The sequence below is a fragment of the Methylobacterium mesophilicum genome (genome assembly GCF_036441335.1).
Taxonomy (GTDB): domain Bacteria; phylum Pseudomonadota; class Alphaproteobacteria; order Rhizobiales; family Beijerinckiaceae; genus Methylobacterium; species Methylobacterium mesophilicum_B.
Window position 1 is genome coordinate 69,605 of the sequence record NZ_MLBW01000015.1, and the last position, 22,161, is coordinate 91,765.

Annotated in this window: 21 protein-coding genes and 2 pseudogenes; 11 read left to right on the plus strand and 12 right to left on the minus strand. The window is 71.2% G+C overall.

The window, feature by feature from the left end; all coding sequences use genetic code 11:
* Nucleotides 1-68: 68 nt before the first annotated feature.
* From MMR14E_RS09880 to MMR14E_RS09890, 3 genes and pseudogenes are all read left to right on the plus strand, one after another.
* Nucleotides 69-758 (plus strand): annotated as a pseudogene (locus MMR14E_RS09880) (polysaccharide biosynthesis/export family protein); the annotation flags it as partial.
* Between the two features lie 17 nt (nt 759-775).
* Nucleotides 776-1,111: a hypothetical protein gene (locus MMR14E_RS09885; protein WP_331313929.1), complete on the plus strand. Its 336-nt coding sequence runs from the start codon at nt 776-778 to the stop codon at nt 1,109-1,111.
* Between the two features lie 34 nt (nt 1,112-1,145).
* Nucleotides 1,146-1,766 (plus strand): GNAT family N-acetyltransferase, encoded by a 621-nt coding sequence (locus MMR14E_RS09890; protein WP_331313930.1) that lies wholly within the window; start codon nt 1,146-1,148, stop codon nt 1,764-1,766.
* Between the two features lie 80 nt (nt 1,767-1,846).
* Here the strand turns inward: MMR14E_RS09890 and hpnH are convergent, their stop codons facing one another.
* Nucleotides 1,847-3,010: an adenosyl-hopene transferase HpnH gene (gene hpnH / locus MMR14E_RS09895; protein WP_331313932.1), complete on the minus strand. Its 1,164-nt coding sequence runs from the start codon at nt 3,008-3,010 to the stop codon at nt 1,847-1,849.
* A gap of 620 nt (nt 3,011-3,630) precedes the next feature.
* Here hpnH and MMR14E_RS09900 point away from each other — a divergent pair.
* Nucleotides 3,631-6,297 carry an MMPL family transporter gene (locus tag MMR14E_RS09900; RefSeq protein ID WP_331314400.1) on the plus strand — a complete coding sequence of 889 codons (2,667 nt, stop codon included), beginning with the start codon at nt 3,631-3,633 and terminating at the stop codon, nt 6,295-6,297.
* Between the two features lie 48 nt (nt 6,298-6,345).
* Here the strand turns inward: MMR14E_RS09900 and MMR14E_RS09905 are convergent, their stop codons facing one another.
* The 7 genes and pseudogenes from MMR14E_RS09905 to MMR14E_RS09930 form a co-directional block, all read right to left on the minus strand.
* Entirely contained in the window at nt 6,346-7,221 is an 876-nt protein-coding gene (locus tag MMR14E_RS09905) for a bifunctional helix-turn-helix transcriptional regulator/GNAT family N-acetyltransferase (protein WP_331313934.1), read from the minus strand.
* A 32-nt stretch (nt 7,222-7,253) separates the two neighbouring features.
* A complete protein-coding gene (locus MMR14E_RS29215) occupies nt 7,254-7,601 on the minus strand; it encodes a ChbG/HpnK family deacetylase (RefSeq protein WP_419539333.1) in 348 nt (115 codons plus the stop codon).
* A 28-nt stretch (nt 7,602-7,629) separates the two neighbouring features.
* Nucleotides 7,630-8,124 (minus strand): annotated as a pseudogene (gene hpnK, locus MMR14E_RS29220) (hopanoid biosynthesis-associated protein HpnK); the annotation flags it as partial.
* A gap of 106 nt (nt 8,125-8,230) precedes the next feature.
* The gene (gene hpnJ, locus MMR14E_RS09915) at nt 8,231-9,664 is read right to left on the minus strand and encodes a hopanoid biosynthesis associated radical SAM protein HpnJ (RefSeq protein ID WP_012317976.1); all 1,434 of its coding nucleotides are present in this window, start codon (nt 9,662-9,664) and stop codon (nt 8,231-8,233) included.
* Nucleotides 9,665-9,721: 57 nt separating this feature from the next.
* On the minus strand, nt 9,722-10,930 hold the full coding sequence (hpnI, locus tag MMR14E_RS09920; RefSeq protein ID WP_331313936.1) for a bacteriohopanetetrol glucosamine biosynthesis glycosyltransferase HpnI: 1,209 nt from the start codon (nt 10,928-10,930) through the stop codon (nt 9,722-9,724).
* 87 nt (nt 10,931-11,017) lie between these two features.
* The gene (locus MMR14E_RS09925; RefSeq protein WP_331313937.1) at nt 11,018-11,641 is read right to left on the minus strand and encodes an ABC transporter substrate-binding protein; all 624 of its coding nucleotides are present in this window, start codon (nt 11,639-11,641) and stop codon (nt 11,018-11,020) included.
* On the minus strand, nt 11,632-12,744 hold the full coding sequence (locus tag MMR14E_RS09930; RefSeq protein WP_331313938.1) for a flippase-like domain-containing protein: 1,113 nt from the start codon (nt 12,742-12,744) through the stop codon (nt 11,632-11,634). Before MMR14E_RS09930 ends, MMR14E_RS09925 begins: the two co-directional genes overlap by 10 nt.
* A 210-nt stretch (nt 12,745-12,954) precedes the next feature.
* On the opposite strand from MMR14E_RS09930, the gene MMR14E_RS09935 reads away from it, so the two are divergent.
* Entirely contained in the window at nt 12,955-14,130 is a 1,176-nt protein-coding gene (locus MMR14E_RS09935; RefSeq protein ID WP_091980931.1) for an amidinotransferase, read from the plus strand.
* Nucleotides 14,131-14,196: 66 nt separating this feature from the next.
* Here MMR14E_RS09935 and MMR14E_RS09940 read toward each other — a convergent pair whose 3' ends face one another.
* Entirely contained in the window at nt 14,197-15,216 is a 1,020-nt protein-coding gene (locus tag MMR14E_RS09940; RefSeq protein WP_331313939.1) for an alpha/beta hydrolase, read from the minus strand.
* 166 nt (nt 15,217-15,382) lie between these two features.
* On the opposite strand from MMR14E_RS09940, the gene MMR14E_RS09945 reads away from it, so the two are divergent.
* Entirely contained in the window at nt 15,383-15,619 is a 237-nt protein-coding gene (locus tag MMR14E_RS09945; protein ID WP_331313940.1) for a hypothetical protein, read from the plus strand.
* 10 nt (nt 15,620-15,629) lie between these two features.
* Nucleotides 15,630-16,484 carry a 3-deoxy-8-phosphooctulonate synthase gene (gene kdsA, locus MMR14E_RS09950; RefSeq protein WP_331313941.1) on the plus strand — a complete coding sequence of 285 codons (855 nt, stop codon included), beginning with the start codon at nt 15,630-15,632 and terminating at the stop codon, nt 16,482-16,484.
* A gap of 5 nt (nt 16,485-16,489) precedes the next feature.
* On the opposite strand, the gene MMR14E_RS09955 is transcribed toward kdsA, so the two are convergent.
* Nucleotides 16,490-17,164, minus strand: coding sequence for a class I SAM-dependent methyltransferase (locus MMR14E_RS09955; RefSeq protein ID WP_331313942.1), 675 nt, complete (start codon nt 17,162-17,164; stop codon nt 16,490-16,492).
* Nucleotides 17,165-17,494: 330 nt separating this feature from the next.
* Here MMR14E_RS09955 and MMR14E_RS09960 point away from each other — a divergent pair, with 330 nt between their 5' ends.
* Complete coding sequence (locus tag MMR14E_RS09960; protein WP_331313943.1) at nt 17,495-17,833, plus strand: hypothetical protein; 339 nt, start codon at nt 17,495-17,497, stop codon at nt 17,831-17,833.
* Nucleotides 17,834-17,897: 64 nt separating this feature from the next.
* On the opposite strand, the gene queF is transcribed toward MMR14E_RS09960, so the two are convergent.
* Nucleotides 17,898-18,350: a preQ(1) synthase gene (gene queF, locus MMR14E_RS09965; protein WP_331314401.1), complete on the minus strand. Its 453-nt coding sequence runs from the start codon at nt 18,348-18,350 to the stop codon at nt 17,898-17,900.
* A gap of 195 nt (nt 18,351-18,545) precedes the next feature.
* On the opposite strand from queF, the gene eno reads away from it, so the two are divergent.
* Together eno and MMR14E_RS09975 are read left to right on the plus strand one after the other, a co-directional pair.
* Nucleotides 18,546-19,835 (plus strand): phosphopyruvate hydratase, encoded by a 1,290-nt coding sequence (gene eno, locus MMR14E_RS09970; protein WP_012317987.1) that lies wholly within the window; start codon nt 18,546-18,548, stop codon nt 19,833-19,835.
* Nucleotides 19,836-19,939: 104 nt separating this feature from the next.
* Nucleotides 19,940-20,236, plus strand: coding sequence for a DUF3574 domain-containing protein (locus MMR14E_RS09975; protein ID WP_331314403.1), 297 nt, complete (start codon nt 19,940-19,942; stop codon nt 20,234-20,236).
* A gap of 117 nt (nt 20,237-20,353) precedes the next feature.
* Here MMR14E_RS09975 and MMR14E_RS09980 read toward each other — a convergent pair whose 3' ends face one another.
* The gene (locus MMR14E_RS09980) at nt 20,354-21,589 is read right to left on the minus strand and encodes an adenylate/guanylate cyclase domain-containing protein (protein WP_331313944.1); all 1,236 of its coding nucleotides are present in this window, start codon (nt 21,587-21,589) and stop codon (nt 20,354-20,356) included.
* 112 nt (nt 21,590-21,701) lie between these two features.
* Between MMR14E_RS09980 and MMR14E_RS09985 the strand changes: the two genes are divergently transcribed.
* The gene (locus MMR14E_RS09985) at nt 21,702-22,013 is read left to right on the plus strand and encodes an FtsB family cell division protein (RefSeq protein ID WP_012317989.1); all 312 of its coding nucleotides are present in this window, start codon (nt 21,702-21,704) and stop codon (nt 22,011-22,013) included.
* Nucleotides 22,014-22,161 lie beyond the last annotated feature (148 nt).

Consider the following 22,161-nt stretch of genomic DNA (forward strand, 5'->3'; position numbering starts at 1 on the left):
GGCGGTCAAACTGGGTGTCCCGGCTCGGGCCAGCGATGGCGCGGGCTCGGCGAGGAGAAATCTTTGTGATGCTGCGTAAGACGGCGTGCACCGCCCTGATGGCCGCCCTGGCGGCTGGATCTGCCGGCGGCTGCACGTACCTGCCCGCGGCGGGTCCGACGGCGAGCGCGATCCAGGCCGGGGCCGAGGTCGCCACGGCCGACGGCGGGATCCTCGCCCGCTACGAGATCATCGACGTCACGCCCTCCGTGGTCGAGGCCCTGCGCGGCCGCCCCCTCGACAGCCTGCTCGCCTCCTTCGGCGACCACCGTCCCTCCTCCGAGCCGGTCATCGGCATCGGCGACATGGTCTCGGTCTCCATCTGGGAAGCCGGCTCGGGCGGCCTGTTCTCCGGCCCGCTCGTCGCCGACCGCTTCTCCGCGGGCTCGAAGTCCGCCCTCATCCCCGAGCAGCCCGTCGGGCGCGACGGCGCCATCTCGGTGCCCTATGCCGGCCGCATCAAGGTCGCCGGCCGCCGCACCCAGGACGTCCAGGCGCTTATCGAGAACGAACTCGCCGGCAAGGCCATCCAGCCGCAGGTGCTGGTCTCGGTCACCCGCCCGATCTCCCAGGCCGTCACCGTCACCGGCGAGGGCGCCGCCGGCGCCCGCCTGCCGCTCTCCGGCCACGGCGACCGCATCCTCGACGTCATCGCCGCCMCCGGCGGCGATGACGTCGAGGATGCGGTCGCCGTGGCCGGGTCCCAGCGCGGCGGGCGCGCCCGCCGCGCTGGGACATGCCGGCCCGGCTCGCGGCCGCCACCGCCCTGGTCCTGCTGGTCTCGGGGCTGGCGCCGCATCTCGGCTCCGGCCTGAGCGGCGTCCTGGCGCCGATCCCGATCATCTCCTGGCCGCTCATCGTCTTCGCCCGGGCACAGGACGGGGTCGGCGCCGCGCTGGACGTGGTGCGCGGCAGCGCCCAGGGCGCCTTCGGCGTGCTGGCCTTCTATGTCTGCGTGCACCTGCTGCTCGGACGGATCGACCCGGTCGCGGCCTACGCCGCCGCGATCGCGGTGTCGGCGGCCTGCGTGCTGCCGTGGCTGGTCGCGCGGCGGCGCCCGCTCGCCGCGTGACCGGGCCGCGCCGAGGCGACCGCGGAGAGGATCGATGCTGCCGGATACCGGGATCCCGACCCTCGTTCCGGGCTATGCGGCGGTTCCGCCCGGCCACATCGCCACGATCGTCACCAGCCTGGAGATGCTGCGACCGCCGCCCCCGCGGCCCGGACGGCCGTTCCCGCCCGGGCTCGCCCTCGAACCCCTGGAACGCACCGACCCGGAGACCTACCGGAGCCTGTACCGGGCGGTCGGCGCCGACTGGCTCTGGTTCTCGCGCCTCACCCTGGCGGAGGAGGCGCTGGCGGCGATCCTCGCCGACGACGATGTCGAGATCTTCGCGCTCCGTCGGGACGGGCGGAACGTCGGCATGCTGGAACTGGATTTCCGCCAGCCCGGTACCTGCGAGCTGGTCTTCCTCGGACTGACCGGGGACGCGGTGGGAACCGGGATCGGCCGCACGCTGATGAACGCCGCAATCCGTCGGGCCTGGGCGCGCCCGATCGCGCGGTTCTGGGTGCATACCTGCACCCTGGACCATCCCGGCGCGCTCGCCTTCTACCGGCGCTCCGGCTTCGTGCCCTTCGCGGTCCACGTCGAGGTCGCGCCCGATCCGCGGCTCGACGGGACCCTGCCGCGCGACTGCGCCCCGCACGTGCCGCGGCTCGGCTGAGGCGCCGCGGGGTCCGGACACGAAGAGACCCGCGGCCTCGCGGCCGCGGGTCTCTTCGTGTCGTCAACCGTGCGCGCCGGTCAGGCGGCGGTGCGCTTGCGGGCTTCCTGCTTCGTGTCGACGCCGGCCGCTTTGATCTCGGACAGCTTCTGCGCGACGTTGCGCGAGAACACGAACTCGGCCGGGCGCTGGTTCTCCAGGCTGACCTCGGGGGCCATAGCGCCGTCGGTCTTGATGCCGCGAATCGCGTGCACCAGCGGCTTCCAGGGCTTGCGGACCGAATCGACCACCGAGGAGGCCTCGTAGCCCGAGTGGACCATGCAGTCGGCGCACTTCTCGTAGTTGCCGGTGCCGTAGGAGTCCCAGTCGGTGGTCTCCATCAGCTCCTTGAAGGTCGCCGCGTAGCCCTCGCCGAGCAGGTAGCAGGGCTTCTGCCAGCCGAACACGGTGCGGGTCGGGTTGCCCCACGGGGTGCAGTGGTAGGTCTGGTTGCCGGCCAGGAAGTCGAGGAACAGGCCCGACTGCTGGAAGGTCCACTTCTCGCGGCCCTTCTCCTTGCCGTGCCGGAACACGCCGCGGAACAGCTCCTTCGTCGCCTTGCGGTTCAGGAAGTGCTTCTGGTCGGGGGCGCGCTCGTAGGCGTAGCCGGGGGAGACGGTGATGCCGTCGATGCCCATCCGGGTCACGCTGTCGAAGAAGTCGGCGATCTTCTCCGGCTGGGAATTGTTAAAGAAGGTGCAGTTGATGGTGACGCGGAAGCCCATCTCCTTGGCCTTCGCGATCGCCGCCACCGCCTTGTCGTAGACGCCGCGCTGGCACACCGACTGGTCGTGCATCTCCTTGTCGCCGTCCAGATGGATCGACCACGTGAAGTACGGGCTCGGCTTGTACTCCTTGATCTTCTTCTCGAGGAGCAGCGCGTTCGTGCAGACGATCGCGAACTTCTTCTGGGCGATGATGCCCTCGACGATCTGCGGCAGGTCCTTGTGCAGGAGCGGCTCGCCGCCGGCGATCACCACCACCGGGGCGCCGCACTCACGCACCGATTCGAGCGCGTCGGCGACCGGAAGGCGCTTGTTCAGGATCTCGTCCGGGTAGTCGATCTTGCCGCAGCCGGCGCAGGCCAGGTTACAGCGGAACAGCGGCTCCATCATCATCACAAGCGGGTAACGCTTGCGGCCCGTGAGGTGCTGCTTCAGGATGTAGCCGCCGATCTTCGCGACGTACCGGAGGGGGATACCCAAGATTGCGGCTCCTTACTTCGTCGACCCCGGGGCATCGGGGTGCTTAACGCGAAAAAATCTCGAATTCCAGCGATCTAGCTTGGAACTAATCTGAAACGACCCCGTTTGGGCGGGGCGATGACATCTTATTCCGTGCCTGACGCAACGGCGCCACATGGACCGCGCGTGCGAAGCCCGTGGGCGGACGCGCCCGATCGTTGAGGACAGCACGTGCATTGCGTCGGCAATACGACCGGAATCCCACGATTCGGGTGGCCGCGCCAGAAACGCCGTGCGCTAGCGCACACGGGCGGGCGCGGGATGCGCGCCACGGCGGCCGCGTTGCAATCTGGCATCGCCCTCTTTACTGAGCCTCGTGGCCGCGATGCAAGTCCCGGCCCGCGGCGGGTGTCCCGATCGCGGACCGCGTCGGGCGCAATCAGTCGGGTGGCGGGCGCGCGCGGCGCGCTCGGATCGGGCGGTGTGGCGTTCCTCGAACCCGATGCGAACCCGGCCGAATCGCGGAGCGTCGCGCGGCGGGGTCCTGAGCCCACCCGCGCCGGTGGCCCGGGTTCGGACTTGACGGATGGCAGGAGCCGGTCGCGCGCGGGGCGCGTCCGGCGCGAACAGGCAGGGTGCTCGTGATCGAAAGTCTCGTCGCGTTCTCGGTGCGGTATCGGTGGATCGTGATCGCCCTCACGGCGCTCCTCACGGTCGCGAGCCTCGGAGTCGCGGCGCACCTGTTCCGGATCAACACCGACGTCGAGCGGCTGATCGACCCGAAGGAGCCGTGGCGCCAGGACGAGATCAATTTCGAGAAGGCGTTCCCGCAGCGCAGCAACACCATCGTGGCGGTCATCAACGGCGAGACGCCCGAGGAGACCGAGGAGGCGGCCGCCAACCTCGCCAAGGCGCTCACGGCGCACAAGAACCTGATCGAGACGGTCTACCGGCCCGACGGCGGCCCGTTCTTCAACAAGAACGGCCTGCTGCTGATGTCGCAGGCGGACCTCGACAAGACCCTGGAGGCGCTGACCCAGCAGCAGGGCCTGCTCGGGCCGCTCGCCGCCGACCCGTCGCTGCGCGGCATCATGCGGGTGCTGACGCTGGGCGCGCGCGGGGTGAAGACCGGCGACGCCAAGATCGAGGATCTCGAGAAGCCCATGGGGCAGATCGACGCCACCCTGCAGAAGGTGCTGGCGGGTCAGCCCGCGCGGATGTCGTGGCAGGAGCTCCTGTCGGGGGGTGAGACCAGCGTCACCGACAAGATGAAGTTCGTGGTGATCCAGCCGGTCCTCGACTTCAACGCCCTGGAGCCCGGCTACCAGGCGACCAAGCTGATCCGCAACGTCGCCAAGGATCTCGGGATCGACGCCCAGAACGGCCTGCGGATGCGCCTGACCGGCACCGTCGCGGTGGCGGACGAGGAGTTCGCGACACTGTCGGAGGATGCCGGCCTCAACAACAGCATCATCGTGGGCGCGATCGTGCTGTTCCTGTGGCTGGCCCTGCGCTCGGGCAAGCTCGTCGGCGCGGTGATCATCACCACCTTCGCGGGCCTCGTGGTCACGGCCGCCCTGGGCCTCATCATGGTCAAGGAGCTGAACCCGATCTCGGTGGCCTTCGCGGCCCTGTTCGTCGGACTCGGCATCGATTTCGGCATCCAGTTCTCGGTCCGCTACCGGGCCGACCGCTACGAGCAGCCGACGCTGGAGAGCGCGATCCGCGCCGCGGCGCGGGGCGTGGGCTGGTCGCTGACCCTCGCCGCGGTGTCGCTGGTGGCGGGCTTCTTCGCCTTCCTGCCCACGGCCTTCCGGGGCGTGTCGGAGCTGGGCCTGATCGCCGGCGTCGGCATGATCGTGGCCTTCCTGTTCTCGCTGATCCTGCTGCCGGCGCTGATCGCGGTGTTCAAGCCGGCGGGCGAGAAGGCGGCGGTCCAGACCGAGTGGCTCGTCGGCGTCGACCCGTGGATCATCCGGCACCGCAAGCCGATCCTGATCGGCGTCGGCCTTCTGACCCTGGCCGGCGCGCCGCTGCTCTGGCACCTGCCGTTCGACTCGAACCCGATGCACCTGCGCAGCGCCAAGACGCAGTCCATCGCGACCTACCTGGACCTGATCAAGAATCCCGAGACCAGCCCGAACTTCATCGACGTGCTGGCGCCCAACGTCGAGGCGGTCCCGGCGCTGTCGAAGACGCTCCTGGCCCTGCCGGTCACCGCCTCGGTCAACAGCATCGACACCTTCGTGCCGCGGGATCAGGACAAGAAGCTGGCCCAGATCGCCGACACGGCCCAGCTCCTCGACCCGGTGCTCAATCCCGGTCGCCGGCCGCCGCCGCCGACCGACGCCGACAACGTGAAGGCGCTCAAGGACGCCGCCGCGGCGCTCAACGGCCTCTCCGCCGACGCCAAGGGCGACGCGAAGGGCGCCCAGGAGGCGAAGCAGCTCGCCGGCACCCTCGACAAGCTCGCTGCCGGCCCGGTGCAGCTGCGCGAGGCGGCCTCGGTGGCGCTCACCAAGGATCTGGTGCCGCTGCTCGCCCGGCTGCGCGACCTGCTGCATCCCGAGAAGATCACGCTCGACAACCTGCCGCCGCAGCTCAAGGCCGACTGGGTGGCGGCGGATGGCCGGGCGCGCATCGAGGTCCACCCGAAGGGCGACTCGAACGACGACACGGTGCTGCGCCGGTTCTCGGACGAGGTCCTGAAGGTGGCCCCCCACGCCACCGGCGCGCCCGTGGCGACGACGCAGTCGAGCTACACGATCCTGGGCGCCTTCGTGCAGGCGGCGGTGACGGCCTTCGTGCTGATCTTCGTCATCCTCTCGGTCGCCCTGCGCAAGCCGTGGGACGTGGCGATGACCCTCGGCCCGCTGGTGATCGCGACCCTGTGGACGCTGATGGCGATGCGCATCGTCGGCATGCCGCTGAATTTCGCCAACATCATCGCCCTGCCGCTGATGCTCGCGGTCGGCGTGGCGTTCCACATCTACTACGTGATCGCGTGGCGGGCGGGCGTGACCGACATGCTCGCCTCCAGCCTGACCCGGGCGATCTTCTTCTCGGCGCTGACCACGGGCAGCGCCTTCGGATCGCTGGTCCTGTCGAGCCATCCGGGCACGGCGAGCATGGGCAAGCTCCTGGCGCTGTCGCTGTTCTTCACCCTGGTGGCGGCGTTCTTCGTGGTGCCGGCGACCCTCGGCGAGCCGCCGGAGCAGCCCGACGAGGATCGTCCGGAAGCCGAGAAGGCGGCCGGCGCGGCGCTGCGCAAGGCCGCCCCGCACCAGGATCCGGTACCGGCCAAGTAGGCTGACCGATCAGGGCCGGCCCAGTCGTGGCCGGCGCCTCGGAGGGCCTCAGAGGGCCTTCTCGAAGAAGTGGTCCGGGTAGGGATCGTCGTTGAAGCGGTCGATCTCCACCCAGCCCGACCGCCGGTAGAGCGTCAGGGCCTCGGGGAGGGCGCTGTTGGTGTCGAGCCGCAGCGTCCGGACCCCGAGGTCGCGGGCGGCGGCCTCGGCCTCCCGCATGAGCCGCTTGGCGAGGCCCAATCCCCGGGCCGCGGGATCGATCCAGAGCCGCTTGATCTCCGCCGCCGCGCCGCCGCTCCCCTTGAGCCCGACGCATCCCACCGGCAGGCCGTCGGCGCTCGCGAGGAGGAACACGCCGCGCGGCCGCACCATGGCGCCGGCCTCGGGGTCGCACGACCGGGCGACGTCGAACCCGCCGTCGAATCGGCTGGCCAGCTCGGCGTAGTAGGCGGCGAGGCAGGCGCGGGCGGCCGCGCTCGCGGGATCGGCCTCCCGGATCGCGACGGCGTCGCGGCCGAGGGCCAGGGCGATCCGGTCCATGGCGCGCAGGAGCGCGTCCACCTGCGGGGCGCGCTCCAGCAGGGCGACGGCGCGAGCATCCGACAGCGCCTCGTAGGCCGCGAACTCGCGCCGACCGGCCTCGGTCAGGGACGCGACCCGGCGGCGGGCATCCGCGGGATGCGGGGCGGTCGCGACCAAGCCCTCCTCCTCCAGGCCCCGCAGGAGACGGCTCATCAGGCCGGAATCGAGACCGAGATAGGCCCGGATCTCGCCGATCTCCGCGCGCCCGGCACCGATGGCGTTCAGGACGCGCGCGGCGCCCAGGGGACGGCCCCGGCCGAGGAACGACGAATCGAGCGCGCCCACCTCGGCGGTGACGGCGCGGGCGAAGCGGCGGACGCGGGCGATCTCGGCGGGTCCCATGATCTCTGACTAAAGTCAGATATCGATCCGGGTCAACCGAGGAAGTCGGAGAACCCGCCGCGGACCGCGCCCGACGCGTCGGCGGCCGACCGGGATGCGGGGGCGGTCAGCGCGTCCCGCTCGTCGGCGTAGCGGTAGCCCGGCGCCTCGCCGGGGAAGCCGCCGGCGGTGGCCGGGTGGGTGTAGAGCTCGGTCAGCCCGTCCGGGAGCTCGGCCAGCAGCGCCGCGACCCGGGCCGGTGTCATGGCGCCGGACCACGCGAGGCCGAGGGTGCGGTCGGGGATCAGCAGACCGGCCTGACGGGCGCGGACGGCGAGCAGCGCCGCCCAGGGGGCNGACGGCGCGCAGCGCCGCCCAGGGGGCGATGTCGAGGGCGGCACGCGGCCGGGCGCCGGGCTCGGCGCGCCGCAGGATCTCGCGGGGCTCCCGGGGCACCCGCAGGGCGCGCATCCCGAAATCGCGGCCGATCCGCAGGACCGCGCCCGCGACCAGCGGGTGGACGTGGAAGTGCTTGTGGGCGTTGACGTGGTCCAGCGGCAGGCTGGTCGCCCGGTAGGCCTCGAACTGCGCGCGGATCTCGGCGGCGAGCTGGCGCCGGGCCGCGGGCCTGCGGGCGAAGTCGAGGCCGAGGCGGGCCATGTCGGCCCGCATCAGGCCGGCCGCGTCCGTCAGGTCGGGCAGCTCCGCGGCGGGGAGGGTGGGCCACGCCTCCACGAGGACGAGGTGCAGCCCGACCCGCAGGGACGGCATCCGCCGGGCCCGCGCCACCGCGTCGGCGGCGGCCGGCGCCGAGACCATCAGGCTCGCGGCCGTGAGGACACCCTCGCGATGGGCCTGCTCGACGGCCTCGTTGACCTCGGGGCTGAGCCCGAAATCGTCCGCGGTGACGACCAGACGCTTCACGCAAACCTCGTAAAGGGTGTCGACTGGTCCAGGGCGGAGCCCTGGAAGAAAGAGCGGGGCTCTGCCCCGCGCTCTCCGCCGGGGCGTGAGGCCCCGGACCCCCGACTCACGCCGCCTTGGCGGTGCCCTGACGCTCCTTGAGGAAGCGGTAGAACTCGACGCCCTCGCGCAGGCGGCGCTTCATCATGTCGGGCGAGCGCACCATCTCGCTGACGATCGAGGCGATCTTCGGCGCCCGGAAGTAGAACTTCTTGTAGAACTCCTCGACCGAGGTGAAGATCTCGGTGTGCGAGAGGTGCGGATAGTGCAGCGGCGCGACCTGCACGCCGTTCTCGTCGACGAGCTCGGCGTTCTCGATGTCGAGCCAGCCGTTCTCCACCGCCTGCTTGTACAGGAAGGTGCCCGGATAGGGCGCCGCGAGGGAGACCTGGATCGTGTGCGGGTTGATCCGCTTGGCGAAGGCGATCGTCTCCTGGATCGTCTCCTTGGTCTCGCCCGGCAGGCCGAGGATGAAGGTGCCGTGGATGGCGATGCCCAGGTCGTGGCAGTCCTTCGTGAACTTCTCGGCGACCTCGACCCGCATGCCCTTCTTGATGTTGTGCAGGATCTGCTGGTTGCCGGACTCGTAGCCGACCAGCAGCAGGCGCAGGCCGTTCTCCTTGAGCACCTTCAGGGTCTCGCGCGGCACGTTCGCTTTGGCGTTGCACGACCAGGTGACGCCGAGCTTGCCGAGCTCGCGGGCGATCTCCTCGGCGCGCGGAAGGTTGTCGGTGAAGGTGTCGTCGTCGAAGAAGAACTCCTTGGTCTGGGGGAACTCCTTCAGGCAGTACTTGATCTCCTCGATCACGTGCGCGACCGAGCGGGTGCGGTAGGTGTGGCCGCCGACCGTCTGCGGCCAGAGGCAGAACGTGCAGCGGCTCTTGCAGCCCCGGCCCGAGTAGAACGAGATGTAGGGGTGCTTCAGGTAGCCGATGAAGTACTTCTCCATCTCCAGGTCGCGCTTGTAGACGCTGGTGACGAAGGGCAGCTGATCCATGTCGGTCATGATCTCGCGGTCCTCGTTGTGGACCACGACACCGTTGGCGTCGCGATAGGACAGCCCCTTGATCTCCGACATCGGGACGCCCTCGGCGACCTCCTTGACGGTGAAGTCGAACTCGTTGCGGGCGCAGAAATCGACCACCGGGGCCTGGGCCATCGCGCCGGCGGCGTCGACCGCGACCTTGGCGCCGATCAGGCCGGCGATCAGTTTCGGGTTGGCGGCCTTGAGCGCCTCGATCGTCTTCACGTCGGACTTGAACGACGGCACCGAGGTGTGGAGCACCACGAGGTCGAAGTCGTTGGCCTGGGCCACGATCTCGGCGAGCTTGATGTTGTGCGGCGGCGCGTCGATCAGCTTCGAGTTCGGCACCAGGGCGGCGGGCTGCGCCAGCCAGGTCGGGTACCAGAACGACTTGATCTCGCGCTTGGCCTGGTAACGGGAGCCGGCACCGCCGTCGAAACCGTCGAAGGTGGGGGCCTGGAGGAAGAGCGTGCGCATGGGGTTCAAGGCCTCAGGGCAATGCCGGGGAGAGGGCGGAGGACGAGGGAGCCGGGTTCAGCGGAGCGGCGCGCCGGCATCGCGGCCGAGTTCGGCGTCCGGGATCAGGGTGCCATCCGCAACCACGTGATAATCGTGACCTTTCCATGTCACCGCCCCCGACACGAAGGCCCAGGAGAAGTTCAGGAAGGAGAGGATGTCGCGGATCGGCAACAGTCCGTAGGGGTGCGGGGCGAGGCCGAAGGCCCGCTCCAGCTGCCGGCAGAGCAGGACGCGGCTCGCCAGCGCCGCCGCGGCGACCCAGAGGGCGCCGGTGCCGGCGCCGGGCAGGAGCGCGCCGAGCAGGGCCAGCGGGAAGGCGTGCGTGACGATCGAGCCGGCGTAGCCCGCCGGATCGACGGTGCGGATGGTGCGGTTCCAGCGCAGCTCGTGCCGCCACAGGCCGGAGAGATCGGTGTCGACGCTGGTGTGGCCGATCGTGAAGCTCGGGATCACCACCCGGCCGCCGAGGCCGCGCAGGGCGGCGCCGATGGCGTAGTCGTCCGCCAGATCGTTGCGGAAGGTGCGGAAGCCGCCGACCGCCTCCAGGCTCGCCCGGGTGAAGGCGACGGTGGAGCCGAAGCAGGGCTTCGCCAGACCGAGGCTCAGCCCCATCACGACGTTGGGCAGGAAGTGGGTGTCGATCGCGAGCGTCGAGAGCTGGTCGTACAGGCCCCGGAAGGCCGGGACGCCGTGGTACAGGCAGGTCACGCCGGTGACGCCGTCCTGCGACAGCTCCGCGACGAGGCGCTCCAGGTAGTCGGGTCCCACCACCATGTCGCTGTCGGCCAGGACCACCACGTCGTGGGCGATGGCCTCGGCCATGTTGATCAGGTTCGAGACCTTCCGGTTCGATCCGTGCTGGCGACCGTCGATCACCAGGTCGATGCGGGCCTCCGGATAGGCCTGCTGCAGGCGCTCGACCACGCCGATTGCGGGATCGGTGGGCTTCTGGACGCCGAACAGGACCTGGACAGGCCCGGCGTAGTCCTGGCGCAGCACGGTCTCGAGGTTCGCGTAGAGGTTGGGCTCGAGGCCGCAGAGCGGCTTCAGCACGGTCACGGAGGGCCGCGTCGCGCCGGCGGGGAGCGCCGGCGGGCGGCGGCCCGCGTAGCGTCCGGCGCTAAAGGCGGCGGCCAGCCCGTAGACGCAGCCCGCCGCCGCCAGGATCAGGCAGAGCAGCGAGAGCCACGAGAGGCCGAGCAGCGCCAGGGAGGAGACATCCATCCGGTCGGATCCGTGCGGTCGTCCGGCCGCCGAGGCGGCGATGGCCGCGAACGGCCGGGTTCAGGTCGGCGCGGACGCCGATGCCGCTCAGGGCGTCGGCTTGGCCGCGAGCATGCCGTCGGTCCGCGCCCGGAGGAACTTCACGACGCCGTCGGCCCCACCGGACTTCAGCGGCGCCGACAGGGCGTTCCGCTGCGCGGCGATCTCGCTGACGTCGCCGTTGAGCAGGACGTCCTGGATGCGGTTGTCGGCGTTGACGACGAAGTCCACGGCCGAATCGTCGCCGTCCGCGGCGGTGACGCGGGTCGGCACCACGCGCTGCGCGCCCCGCTCCTCGACCTTCGGGGTCACGTCGAACTTGCCGCCGGCGGCGCGGGCCAGCCGGTTGGCGTAGGTGACGGTCAGGCTGCGCTTGAACGCGTCGATCACGGCGGCCTGCTGCTCCGGGGTGAAGCTCGACCATTTCGAGCCCACCGCGATGCGGGTCATGGCGGGGAAGTCGAACGCCTTGTCGAGCGCGGGGCCGACGGCCTCGACCCGGGCCGGCAGCGGGCCCGGCCCGTCCTTCAGCGCGGCCGAGAAGGCGGCGTAGAGGTCGCGCACGGTCTGAACGGCCGGATCGTCCGCGGCCCATGACGGGGCCGGGACGAGGAAGTTCAGGGCCAAGGGAGCGGCGATGAGGGCGGCCGCGAGCCGGCGGGTCAGGCGCACTTCTTCAACTCCTCGCCGTCGCCGAGCCGCGCCCCCATGCGCGGCGGGGCGTAGCTGTAGAACGGGCCGAGGGTAGCGGGCTGCGCGACCCTCTTGGCCTTGCGCCCGGCCTCCGGCTCCGGCTCGCGCTCCTCTTCCTCGGGCGCCTCGGACCGGAGCCTGGACTCGATCCGGTGCCAGAGGAGGAGGCTCGGGAGCCCGACGCCGAGATCGGCGAAGCGCTTGACCAGTGAGAGGGCGAGGGCCGCCTCGGCCGGGATATTGAACAGGCCGCACAGGGCGATCAGGCCGCCCTCCTGCGCGCCCAGCGCACCGGGGACCGCGAAGGCCGCGCCGCGCACGGCCTGGGCGAGGCTCTCGATCATCAGCGCCTGCGCGAAATCGATCGGGTAGCCCATGAACCGCAGGCAGACGTAGACCTCGAGCGTGCCGATCACCCAACCGGCCAGATGAACCACCAGAGCCAGCGCGAACCGGCCGTGATTGCCGTAGAGCCGGCGCAGGCTGTCGTAGAGCTGATCGATGGCGCCGAAGGCACGCCACTCGCGCCCGGAGGCGAAGCGGCTGAGCAGGCCCTGGATCAGGCGGTGCCCGGCCCGGCGCTGGATCAGGTAGAAGGCGCCGAGCGCCGGCACCGCCAGGGCCAGACCGCCCTCGACCGTGTGGGCGATCGGGCCGTCGCCGGAGATCAGGACCAGCAGGGCGAGGCCGATCACCGTGAACAGGAGCTGCGTGAGCGCCTGGGTCATCAGGTCGACGAACATGCTGGCGCCCGCGAGCGCGCCCGGAACGTCGCGCTTCGACAGGAGCCGGGCGCCGACGAAGTCACCGCCGACGGTGGCCACGGGCAGCAGCGTGTTGATGCCCTCGCGGACGAAGCGGAGCGAGACGCAGTCGGAGAGCTTGGTCGCGCCGGCGGGGAACACGACGTACCAGCCGAGCCCCGCCCAGGCGACGGCCACGACGCGCGCCAGCACCACCAGGGCGGCGCCCCAGCCGGCGCTCACGACGGCGGCCGACACATCCTCCAGGCCGGAGGACATGAACAGGCCGACGACCGTGCACAGACCGGCGATCGAGGCCAAGGTCGTCAGGCGCTTCATTGTCGTCTTTCAAGCTCGCGTAAGGCTTGATGCGGGAAATCGGTCACGGTCGCGGCAGAAATAGGTCCGTCGGCCCGGGAACGTTTCTGTCACGTTGCAGCACGGATTAGCGGTGTCTATCACCCGTTTGACACACCGGGGGCCAAAGCGGCGGCGGGGCTGAAGAGCCCGCGCAGAAGGCCGCGGCACGTCGCAGAAGGGGCACACGTCATGGAGCGCGAATCACCGATCACGGCCCTCGAGGCCGTGACCGACGACACGCATGCGGGCGGGCTCCCGGGCGGGACCGGACCGGGCGTGCCGGCGCCCCAGTCGCCGGTGATGGCCTGGAACGAGTGGGATCCGCTGGAGGAGGTGATCGTCGGCTCCCTGGACGGCGCCACGATCCCGACCCACCACCTGACGGTGATCTTCAACCTGCCGCGCGCCGCGCAGCCGTTCTACCGGCTGGCGAGCGGCTGGAAGTATCCGAAGTTCATGAAGAAGCTCGCCCAGGCCGAGCTCGACAACTTCATCACCATCCTGGCCGGCGAGGGCGTGAAGGTCCGCCGCCCCGACGCGGTGGACTTCTCGAAGAAGTTCAAGGCGCCGCGCTGGTCGTCCCGGGGCTTCTGCGTCGCCTGCCCGCGCGACCCGTACCTCGTGATCGGCGACGAGATCATCGAGAGCCCGATGTGCTGGCGCTCGCGCTACTTCGAGGGCGACGCCTACCGGTCGCTGTTCAAGGAGTACTTCCGCGCCGGCGCCCGCTGGACCTCCGCGCCGCGGCCGCAGCTGACCGACGACCTCTACAACTACGATTACCGGGTGCCGAACCTGAAGGCCGGCGAGCCCATGCAGTTCACGGTCAACGAGTTCGAGCCGGTCTTCGACGCCGCCGACTTCGTCCGCTGCGGCCGCGACCTGTTCGTGACCCGCTCGAACGTGACCAACCTGATGGGCATCGAGTGGCTGCGCCGCCACCTCGGCCCGGGCTTCCGCATCCACGAGATCGAGAGCCGCTGCCCGCAGCCGATGCACATCGATTCGTCGTTCATGCCGCTGGCCCCCGGCAAGGTGCTGGTGAACCCGGACTACGTCGACGTCGAGAAGCTGCCGGCCGTGCTCAAGAAGTGGGACGTGCTGGTCGCCCCGCGCCCCGACCCGGTCGAGGGCTTCATGAGCAAGATCTCCATGTGCTCGCCCTGGACCTCGATCAACGTGCTCGCGATCACCGAGAAGAAGATCGTCGTCGACCAGAGCCAGCCGACGCTGATCAAGGCCCTGAAGGACTGGGGCTTCGACCCGATCCCGGCGCCGTTCCTCAGCTACGGCCCGTTCGGCGGCTCGTTCCACTGCGCGACCCTCGACGTCCGCCGCCGGGGCGTCCTGAAGTCGTACTTCTAGGACCGGCCCGCCGTCGTCCCGGGGCGCCGCGAGCGCCCCGGGACGACGGGCCACGTCACGCGGCGCCTACCGCGCCGCGATCCCCGCGATCAGCGCCGCGTTGAACCCCTCCGGGTCGGACATCTGCGGCGCGTGGCCGAGATCCGGGAACTCCACGAGCCGCGCGCCCGGGATCGCCCTGGCGGCCGCCTTGCCGAGTTCGGGATAGTTGCCGAGGCTCGCCCGCACCTCCGGCGGCGCGAGGTCCTTGCCGATCGCCGTGTTGTCCTTCTGGCCGATCAGGAGCAGCGTCGGCACGGCGATCTGCGGGAACCGGTAGACCACCGGCTCGGTGAGGATCATGTCGTAGAGCAGCGCCGAGTCCCAGGCGACTGCCTCCTTGCCGGGGCCGCCGTTGAGGCCCGCCAGCATCGCCACCCACGGCTCGTAGCGGGGCTCCCAGGCGCCGGCGTAGTAGGTCGCCGTCTCGTAGGCCCGGATCGAGGCCGCCGTCACCTTCAGCTCGCGCTGGTACCACTGCTCCACCGAGGTCGGCGGCACGCCCTTGGCCGCCCAGTCCTCCAGGCCGATCGGGTTGACCAGCACGAGCTGCTCCACCGCCTTCGGGTAGAGCAGGGCGTAGTGGGCGGCGAGCATGCCGCCCGTGGAGTGGCCGACCAGGATCGGGCGCTCGATCCCGAGCTTGGCCAGGAGCGCGTGGGTGTTCTCGGCGAGCTGCCGGAAGGTGAACTGGTAGGCCGCCGGCTTGCTCGACTTGCAGAAGCCGATCTGGTCCGGCGCGATCACCCGGTAGCCGGCCGCGCTGAGCGCCCGGATCTGGCTCTCCCAGGTGGCCGCGCAGAAGTTCTTGCCGTGCAGCAGCACCGCGGTGCGGCCGTTCGGCGTCCCCGGGCGGATGTCGAGATAGGCCATCTGCAGCGGCTGGCGCTGCGACGTGAACTGGAACCGCTCCACCGGGAACGGGTAGGCGAAGCCCTCGAGCTCCGGCCCGTAGGTCGGATGCGGCGGTGGCTCCGCGGCAGCGGGTCCCGCCGGGAGCAGGGCCAGGGGGGCCAGCAGGACGGAGGCGAGGAGGATTCGGAGCATGGCCTGCGTCGGAGCCTGATCTGCGAGCGGCGTGCGGCGCCGCGCCGCTCGCTCAGATCGGTCATCCGGGCGCCCCTGTCCACGCCCCGCCGAGCGCCGCGGCTTCGCGCCCGCCGCGGGGCGCGCTATCTCCCGGGCGCGACCGTCTCCCGCCGCGGATGTCCCGATGCTGCGCCTCACCGCCCTGACCGCCCTCGCCGGCGCGCTCCTCCTCGGACCGGCCCCCGCCCGGGCGGCGGATGCCTGCGACAGCCTGCTGGCGGATGCCCCGCGCCGGGGCGGCGCCGGCCGGATCCTGATGCTGTGCGAGACCGGCGCGCGCGCGGACGCGCTCCGGGACGACCGCACGGTCTGCCGCGTCGCGCCCCGGCCCGGGCTTTCGCGGATCCGCCGCGCGGGCTAGACCGGCCGGCATGTCGAAGATCGAGACACCCGGCCCCGTCGTCCAAGTCGGCGACGCGCGCTTCGCCAACCACCTGCCGCTGACGCTGATCGCCGGACCGTGCCAGCTCGAGGGGCGCCAGCACGCCCTGGAGATCGCCGCCGCCCTCAAGGAGATGGCCGCGGGCCTCGGCGTCGGCCTCGTGTTCAAGACGTCCTTCGACAAGGCCAACCGCACCTCGGGCAGCGCCGCCCGGGGCATCGGCCTCGACGGGGCGCTCCCGGTCTTCGCCGAGATCCGCGAGACCCTCGGGCTGCCGGTGCTGACCGACGTGCACGCCGCCGAGCAGTGCGCCCGCGCCGCCGAGGCGGTGGACGTGCTCCAGATCCCCGCCTTCCTGTGCCGCCAGACCGACCTGCTGCTGGCCGCCGCCGCGACCGGCCGGGCGGTCAACATCAAGAAGGGCCAGTTCCTGGCGCCCTGGGACATGAAGCACGTCGCCGCCAAGGTGACGGAGGCCGGCAATCCCAACGTCATCGTCACCGAGCGCGGCGCCTCCTTCGGCTACAACACCCTGGTCTCGGACATGCGCAGCCTGCCGATCATGGCGCAGGTCACGCAGGGCGCGCCGGTGGTGTTCGACGCCACCCACTCGGTGCAGCAGCCCGGCGGGCAGGGGGCGAGCTCCGGCGGCCAGCGCGAGTTCGTCGCCGTCCTCGCCCGCGCCGCCGTGGCGGTGGGCGTGGCGGGGGTGTTCATCGAGACCCATCCCGACCCGGACCGGGCCCCCTCCGACGGCCCCAACATGGTGGCGCTGAAGGACCTGCCGGCGCTGCTGGAGGAGCTCCTCGCCTTCGACCGGCTGGCCAAGCGCCGGACCGCCTGACCGTCTCAGGCGGCCGCCGGCTCCAGGACGTGGATCCGCAGGGGCTGGACGAGGCCGAACGGCCCGTCGGCCTCGCGCGCCGCGGCCCCCAGGAAGGCCTCCTCGATCACGGATCGCCGGTCCCGGATCGTCGCCTCGCGGGCCGGGTCCACGGCGCTGACGCGGGCCAGGAACGCGTCGAAGGAGTCGAAGCGCTCCCGCCGCTCGATCGTCGCGTCGCGGCGGCACGTGTAGGCACCGCGGGCGAGGGCGGCCGCGATGGCCTCCTGGGCGGCGGCGCGGACCGCCGTCTCGTCCTCGATCGGCCGCAGCGCCGCGAAGAAGCTGCCCTCCGCCAGGGGCTCAACCACGACCAGCCGTCCGCCCGGGACCAGCACGCGGGCCGCCTCGGCGAGGGCCGCCGCCGGGTCCGGGACGTGGTGGAGGGAATTCAGCATCACGGCGCCGTCGAAGCTGGCGTCGGGGAAGGGCAGGGCCTCGCCGGTCGCGGCCTCGAAGCGCGCCTCCGGCGCGGCGTCCCGCGCCCGGGCGAGCGCTGCCGCGCCGGGATCGATCCCGGTGACCCGCGCGCCGGCGTCGACCAGCCGCCGTGCGAGCGTCCCGGGGCCGCACCCGATGTCGACGACCCGCTTGCCGGCCAGGGGCGCGAGACTCTCACGGATCAGGGTCAGGGCATCCATCGTCGGTCCTCCCGGCAGATCCGTAGCACGGCCGGGTGGAAGGCGGATGGATTTCCTCCGCGCCCGGCGCGGTCGTGGCGGCGTCAGGACAGGAGTGTCGCGCCTGTAGTCGTCAGGTCTGCCCCGAACGGCCGCGCGCAAGAGTACGGAGACTCTTCCCGTAGAGACGCGCAAGCTTGACCGCAGTCACCGGCGAACTGGCAACGATGAACGGCGGTTCATAATCCAGGCCGGGTGCGAACCCGCACGCACGCACGTCATGAAATCTGGAACTGTCCGGATGCGGCCACGTTATTGGGCATGTTCGATCGAGGATCGAGAAGGAAGACTATGCGCAAGATCGGTATCATCGCCACCGCCGCCGTCATGGCTCTCGGCAGCGTCGCCGTCACCAGCAGCGCCGAGGCCCGTCCCTACGGCTACCACGGCGGCTACGGCGGCTACGGCCACGGCTACTACCGCGGCCGTCGCGGCATCGGCACCGGCGCGGCCATCGGCCTCGGCATCGCCGGCCTCGCGGCCGGCGCGATCGCCGCGGGCGCGGCCCGCGACAGCTACTACGGCGGTGGCTACGGCTACGCCCCGTCCTACGGGTACGGCTACGCCCCGGTCTACGGCGGCTACGGCTACGCGGCCCCGGGCTACGGCTACTACGGCTACGGCTACTGAGAACAGAGATCCGTCAGGATCGGGGGCGACCGGCGCGAGCCGGTCGCCCTTTTCGTTGGGCCGGTCAGCGCCCGCGGTAGGGCGGCACACCCGGGTCCGGCAGCCACGCGGTTTTCGGCAGCTCGCCGGTCTGCCAGAAGACGTCGATCGGGATGCCGCCGCGCGGGTACCAGAAGCCGCCGATGCGCAGGTAGCGCGGCTCCAGGAGGTCGCGCAGCCGCTTGCCGATCGCCACGGTGCAATCCTCGTGGAACGCGCCGTGATTGCGGAACGACCCGAGATAGAGCTTCAGCGACTTAGATTCGACGAGCCAGTCGCCGGGCACGTAGTCGATCACCAGGATCGCGAAATCCGGCTGCCCGGTGACCGGGCAGATCGAGGTGAATTCGGGCGCGGTGAACCGGGCGACGTAGTCGGTATCCGCGTGCGGGTTCGGGACCCGGTCGAGCCGCGCCTCCTCGGGTGAGGTGGGGAACGGCGTCGGCTGGCCGAGCTGGAGATGGTCGGTGGAGGTCATGGCGGGCATATAGAGCCTGCCGACGCGGCGCGCATCCGCCCGATCCGCGTCGCCGGCCCGGGCGGGCCCGGCTGTGCGCGGTCACCCTCCCGGCGCTTGCCGCCAGCCGCGGCTTGACGGATAAGCCGCCGCGATGCGCCGCACCCCTGATCTGGGCGCGGCCGCCGACCCGCGGCCCCCGCGAGAGGACGTTCCATGACCGCGATCACCAATATCAGCGCCCGCGAGATCCTCGACAGCCGCGGCAATCCCACGGTCGAGGTTGACGTCATCCTGGAGGACGGCTCCTTCGGCCGCGCCGCGGTCCCGTCGGGAGCCTCCACGGGCGCCCACGAGGCGGTGGAGCTGCGCGACGGCGACAAGAATCGCTTCCTCGGCAAGGGCGTCCTGAAGGCGGTCGAGGCGGCTCAGACCGAGATCCTCGACGCGATCGGCGGCATGGAGGCCGAGGACCAGGTCGCGGTCGACGAGGCGATGATCGAGCTCGACGGCACGCCCAACAAGGCCCGCCTCGGCGCCAACGCGATCCTCGGCGTGTCGCTCGCGGTGGCGAAGGCCGCGGCCGAGGCCTCGGGCCTGCCGCTCTACCGCTACGTCGGCGGCGTGCAGGGCCGGGTCCTGCCGGTGCCGATGATGAACATCATCAACGGCGGCGCGCACGCCGACAACCCGATCGACTTCCAGGAATTCATGATCATGCCGGTGGGCGCCGATTCGCTCGCCGAGGCCGTGCGCATGGGCTCCGAGGTGTTCCACACCCTCAAGGGCAAGCTCAAGAAGGCCGGCCACAACACCAATGTCGGCGACGAGGGCGGCTTCGCCCCGAACCTGCCGTCGGCCGAGGCCGCCCTCGATTTCGTGATGGACGCGATCAGCGCCGCCGGCTTCAAGCCGGGCCAGGACATGGCGCTCGCCCTCGACTGCGCCGCCACCGAGTTCTTCAAGGACGGCGCCTACGCGTACGAGGGCGAGGGCAAGACCCGCACCATCGAGGCGCAGGTCGACTACCTCGCGCAGCTCGTCGCCACCTACCCGATCGTCTCGATCGAGGACGGCATGTCGGAGGACGACTGGGCCGGCTGGAAGCTCCTGACCGACAAGATCGGCGACCGTTGCCAGCTCGTGGGCGACGACCTGTTCGTCACCAACGTCGAGCGCCTGTCCCGCGGCATCGCAGAGGGCACGGCCAACTCGATCCTGATCAAGGTCAACCAGATCGGCTCCCTCACCGAGACGCTGGCGGCGGTCGATATGGCCCAGCGCGCCGGCTACACGGCGGTGATGTCGCATCGCTCGGGCGAGACCGAGGACTCGACCATCGCGGACCTCGCGGTCGCGACCAATTGCGGGCAGATCAAGACCGGCTCGCTGGCGCGCTCGGACAGACTGGCCAAGTACAATCAGCTGATCCGGATCGAGGAGGGCCTCGGCCCGCAGGCGCTCTACGCCGGCCCGTCGGCGCTCAAGCAGCTCGCCCGCCGCTGATCCGGCGGATCCTGCTGGCCGGCCCGCTCGTCCTCGGTGCGGCCGGCCCGGCCTGCGCGGACCCGCTCTGCGACGGCGCCCGACCGACGCTCAGCGCGCAGCTGCTGTTCGGCCTGTCGCGGCCGGACGGCGGCCGTGTCCCGGGCGCCGCCTTCGACCGGTTCCTGGCCGAGCGGATCACCCCGCGCTTCCCGGATGGGCTGACGGTGTTCTCCGGCCGGGGACAGTGGCGGGGGCCGGACGGCCGCCGCGTCCACGAGGCCGCCCGCATCGTTCTGATCGTCACCGAACCGACACAAGAAGCGGTCGCGGCCCTGCGCGCCGTTCAGGACGAGTACCGGTCGCGCTTCGCGCAACGCGCGGTCGGGCTGGTGCTGCAGCGGAGCTGCGCGCTGTTCTGAGGTTGCCGGCCAAGTCGTCCGTGGCCGACGCGCGTCTCCCTCGCCCCTCTGCGGGGGAGGGAGGGCGCGTGACTCCAGATCCGGCTCCCCATCTCCAGCGCAGATCCACGGATCCGGTTAGCCTGTCCCGGAGATTGGCTCTGCGCCTCCTCCGACAGCCACGCCGTCGGACGGCTCTCCCGGCACGGTCCAGACCCGCATCGGCCGCGACAGGCCCCGCAATTCGATCGTCCCGACCGGCTCCAGCGGCCGGTCGCACCGCTCGGCGAAGGAGTCCGACACGAGAAGGTCGTGGCCGAGGGCCGCGCACTGGCTCTCGATGCGGCTGGCCTCGTTGACCGCCCGCCCGATGATCGTGAAGTCGAGCCGCCGCTCGGTGCCGACATTGCCGTAGATGACGGTCCCGAAATGCACGACGCACTCGGCCGGGAGCTCGGGCAGCCCCGCGGCGCGGCGGCGGGCGTTGAGCGCCGCGTTGGCGGCGAGCCCCTCGGTCGCGGCGGCGAGGGCGCCGCCGCAGACCGGGCAGGGGAGGGTGTCGGCGTCCGGGACCGGGAAGATCGCCAGGAAGCCGTCGCCCAGGAATTTCAGGATCTCACCGCCGTGCCGCGCCACCGGGTCGCCGAGGGCGTCGAAATGCTCGTTGAGCCACGTGACCATGTCGGCCGGATCCACCCGGTCGGCCAGGGCCGTGAAGCCGCGCAGGTCGGTGAGCAGGATCGCCGCCGGCACGGCCCGACCCTCGCCTCTCCGGATCTGGCCGTCGAGGATGCGCTCGGCGGTCGACCGGCCGAGATAGGTCGCTGACACTTCGCGGAACGTGTGGGCAAGGCCCATCTTGGCCATCGCCAGCGTCAGGAACGGGAGGACGTCGACGATGGCCGACAGGTGCGCGTCGGTGAAGCCGGCGGCCTCGCGGGTGCAGAACGAGACCGCGATGCCCCGCAGCGCGGTGCCGGGCGCGTACTCGGCGATGTGCAGCGCGTAGTCGACGCCGCCCTGCGCGCCGAGGGCCTTCAGGACCGGGAAGTCCACCGCCAGCCCGGGCGCGTCGAGGCGCCAGCGGCCGAAGGTCTCGCCCGTCTCCACCAGGGCGTAGACGGGGCTCAGGAGCCAGTCGCTCTCCTCGTCGGCGCCGTGGGCGTTGCCGACGAAGGAGATGCCCTCGCCCGCGTGCCAGTTCAGGCTGACGCCGCGCAGCGTCGGGTCCAGGGCCGGCGCCATGACGCTGACCCGCCAGACGGGGAGGCCGGCCTCGACCAGCGACTCGCAGAAGCCCGAGAGCAGGGTGTCGTGGTCGTCGGTCGCGGTGGCGTGCGCGGCGATCCAGCGTCCCAGATGCGTCAGGTCCATGCCTCAGGCTCGCCCCTGTCCGTCCCGGCCGCGGTCCGGCCCCGTCGCGGTCCCGTCCCGACCGCGGCGCGGTCGAAAAGAACCGTTAACCTTTCCGCGCGAGGGTCGCGCCATGGTCGTGCGCCGCCGAGTCAGAATGGTCGTGTTGCCGCTGGGTCTCTGGACCCTGTCGGCGCTCGTGGTCGGCTATTTCGTGTGGCAGGCCGAGAGTGGCAACCGCGGCCTCGAGGCCAAGAAGGCCCTGAAGATCCGCGCCTACGGCCTCAGCCAGGAACTCGCCGCCGTGAAGGCCGAGCGCGCCGTCTGGGAGCACCGGGTGAACCTGCTCAAGAGCGACCAGATCGACCGCGACCTCCTGGAGGAGCGCGCCCGTATCGTCCTGGGCCGGGTCCACGCCAACGACGTGGTCATCATCACGCCCTGACAGTCGAGCGGGTGTCCGCCGGAAGTCCAGGGGATCGTTTTCCGGAGTCCCGAAAGTCCTCTGACAAGAGCGGCTTCCTGTCAGAGCGGCAGCCCTCGCTTTCCAATCGTCGCTGTCCTACACCCCCACGAAGTCGCGTGGAATCACG